The organism is Psychrobacter sp. (genome assembly GCF_030457785.1).
Classification (GTDB): Bacteria; Pseudomonadota; Gammaproteobacteria; order Pseudomonadales; family Moraxellaceae; genus Psychrobacter.
The window spans coordinates 1-2,716 of sequence record NZ_JAKDUI010000272.1; the positions used below are offsets into that span (position 1 = coordinate 1).

The following is a 2,716-nucleotide window of genomic DNA, read 5'->3' on the forward strand; positions in this document are numbered from 1 at the left end:
TATACCCTTTTTTAATGTATGCTGGTTTTAGTACTTGTTTGCCTGACTGGTGATTAGCTCAATTCAGACTATATGACCTAGTTAAAACGCAGCCGTTAGCTATAATGTGTCGGCTCTTTGTCATAGACGTGGGCATGCCACTGGCTCATTTGCTTTTGCATGATAACCTGAATAGCAGCATGTATCATGTGCTGACCTATCGCTTGCGTATCACTACCAAGCAGCTCTTTTAACTTTTCAGAAAAATCAATGGTCATCAACGCCTCATCATCCTGCTCAGCGTCACGTAACAGCAATCGACCATCTTCACTTTCCACCAGCTCAAGAGTCGTTTCTTTACCAAATCCTGCAAATTGATCAGTGTTATCGTTATCTACTTCTATCTCGTTATCGTATGTCATCTTGTATCCCTTGTTGTCCCGACAGCTACTGATAGATAAATCACACGTGGCAAAACTATCCGCGAGCAGTAACACGGGTAAAACCATCTTACTCATACAATGGACGCTTTGGCGCTTAAATTCAAGGGCTATCGCACAAGTCTTCGCTAAAAACGCGCTTTGGCCGCCAAATATTGGAGAATCAACGCCAGTAGCGCAGTTTTGCGATCGTAAATAAGAAAGCAACAAACATCCCTAGATAATACGCCAGCTTTAACTCGAAGGTTGGATCACGATATTTAAACGGTAAGGCCACAGTTGCAGTAGCAGTCGGCAATATCAACAGCATGAGTAGCCAGTTTTCGATGACATTTAACCAGCCTTGTAAATCTGTGCCATGACGTAGTGAGGCCAAGCCCAGTAGTAAACAAGCGATAATCAAGGAGATAAACAAGCCATTAGGTAAGTCTTTAGGAAAGATGGTATCGGTAATTCTATTAGATGTTTTTGACATGCTAGCGTCCAGTCACACTTATACAGCGTGACTCAATTATGAATGAAATTTGATGGATGAAAAGTATTCGTGACACGATGAAAGAATGGTTGATTCGACTAATATAATAGAGCCAGCACAATAAAGCTGGCATAAGCAACCACCAGCAGCTCAATTAGAGAATGGATTAACTGTACGTGCCCATCAACCATAACATCGACACACAGGCCGTTAACCAACCAAGAGCTAAGGCATTACGCGTTGCGATCTGCATATTTTTGAATTTGTTCAGCACACGAGAACCTAGCCAAAAAAACAACGGTATACCAATCACAAAAGTGGGTACGATGACAGCTGCATGACGAAGCACTGTCCCGACGTCTTCCCCTAGCAAGAGTCGAAACCCATAACCTGACAGACTGAGAACAATCGCAAAAACAGCCAAGCCAATGGCGGTACCTTTTGGCACTAAGCTGCCCTGCTTCGGCGGTATTTCCGATTGAGACGCTTCTTGCTTTGGATGCACTGAACAGGTTGTATCTTGGTTTTGTTCAGCTGGTTCTGAAGAACCCGTTGGCTTTTGTGTATCCATATATCACCTTTATGGCATTAAATTATACTGCCTATCTCGCCATTATATACTAGAGCGTGTTGCACATTCGACCATAGTGCTGTTAAAGATAATTCTGACAGAAATTAATTATTGCCGTTTGCCTTTGCCAGCTCTGCCCGCATGCCATCGATAGCAGCCTTATAGTCTTCTTGATTGAATATTGCAGAACCTGCGACAAACATATCAGCGCCAGCCTCAGCTATGGCACGGATGTTGCCTTCTTTAACCCCACCATCAACCTCTAGCCTAATGTCACGACCGCTGGTAATGATACGCTGACGGACTTGACGAACCTTGTCTAGAGTACCCTCAATGAATGACTGACCACCATAGCCGGGATTAACACTCATCAATAGGATTTGATCGACTTTATCCATCACATAATCTAAATAATGCAAAGGCGTCGCAGGGTTTAGTACTAGACCACACTCAGCGCCACCATCTTTGATAAGCTGTAAAGAACGATCGATATGCGCACTGGCTTCTGGGTGAAAGGTAATAATGCTCGCGCCAGCATCTAAGAACTGTTCAATCATACCATCAACTGGTGATACCATGAGATGCACGTCGATTGGTGCATCGATGCCATAATCACGCAGCGCCTTACAAATCATGCTACCAAACGTCAAATTCGGCACGTAATGGTTGTCCATTACGTCGAAATGAATGACATCAGCACCAGCTTCCAATACCCGCTCAACCTCTTCGCCAAGTCTGGCAAAATCAGCTGACAATATAGAAGGTGCGATTAGATAAGGCTGAGAGGGACTGCTCATAATTGAATTACCTAAGTTATGTTCATAGTAGAAAAGAGTTAACCCTACAAATATATTGGCTGGCTTATGCTAGCATTGTAAGGTATCAAGGATATTGTGTTATGTGTGAATCATTAGCGCTGTTTGTATTGAGTTTTGCAGTGAGCACGGCCAACATCAAAAGATCGTTTTGCTTGATGTTTGGTAGCACGATTATTCACTCGTTTACGCCACAAACGAAAAGAAGATGGTTTTAGTTTTTGACGCATGAGTTTTATCACCTTTGACTCACTGAGCCCGTAACTATGCTCTATCGCACCAAATGGCGTTCGATCTTCCCAGGCCATCTCTATTACGCGAGATATTTGCGAGTCATCTAGTAGTCTGTTGCCCGTACTATCAATGGTTTTGTCGATAAGATCAATGAACTACCCACTACCTTAGAGGTAGGGGTTTCTTAGGTAATGCTCATACT

The 2,716-nt window shown here is 43.3% G+C and carries 5 protein-coding genes; all 5 read right to left on the reverse strand.

The genetic code is table 11. The annotated features are described in order from the left end of the window. Window positions 1-95 precede the first annotated feature (95 nt). The 5 genes from L0J61_RS10420 to L0J61_RS10440 all read right to left on the reverse strand — a co-directional run bounded on the left by L0J61_RS10420 (window position 96) and on the right by L0J61_RS10440 (window position 2,645). A complete protein-coding gene (locus L0J61_RS10420; RefSeq protein WP_301466373.1) occupies window positions 96-401 on the reverse strand; it encodes a hypothetical protein in 306 nt (101 codons plus the stop codon). A 181-nt stretch (window positions 402-582) separates the two neighbouring features. Next, a complete protein-coding gene (locus L0J61_RS10425; RefSeq protein ID WP_301466374.1) occupies window positions 583-894 on the reverse strand; it encodes a hypothetical protein in 312 nt (103 codons plus the stop codon). 166 nt (window positions 895-1,060) lie between these two features. After that, on the reverse strand, window positions 1,061-1,465 hold the full coding sequence (locus L0J61_RS10430; protein WP_301466375.1) for a hypothetical protein: 405 nt from the start codon (window positions 1,463-1,465) through the stop codon (window positions 1,061-1,063). Window positions 1,466-1,569: 104 nt separating this feature from the next. Further along, window positions 1,570-2,262, reverse strand: a complete 693-nt coding sequence (rpe, locus tag L0J61_RS10435) for a ribulose-phosphate 3-epimerase (RefSeq protein WP_301466376.1) — start codon at window positions 2,260-2,262, stop codon at window positions 1,570-1,572. 113 nt (window positions 2,263-2,375) lie between these two features. Continuing rightward, window positions 2,376-2,645: a TIGR03643 family protein gene (locus tag L0J61_RS10440; RefSeq protein WP_367651956.1), complete on the reverse strand. Its 270-nt coding sequence runs from the start codon at window positions 2,643-2,645 to the stop codon at window positions 2,376-2,378. Between the last annotated feature and the right edge of the window lie 71 nt (window positions 2,646-2,716).

Coding starts and splice junctions, on each gene's coding strand:
- L0J61_RS10420 (WP_301466373.1), bottom strand. CDS start 401: ATGACATACGATAACGAGATAGAAGTAGATAACGATAACACTGATCAA.
- L0J61_RS10425 (WP_301466374.1), bottom strand. CDS start 894: ATGTCAAAAACATCTAATAGAATTACCGATACCATCTTTCCTAAAGAC.
- L0J61_RS10430 (WP_301466375.1), bottom strand. CDS start 1,465: ATGGATACACAAAAGCCAACGGGTTCTTCAGAACCAGCTGAACAAAAC.
- rpe (WP_301466376.1), bottom strand. CDS start 2,262: ATGAGCAGTCCCTCTCAGCCTTATCTAATCGCACCTTCTATATTGTCA.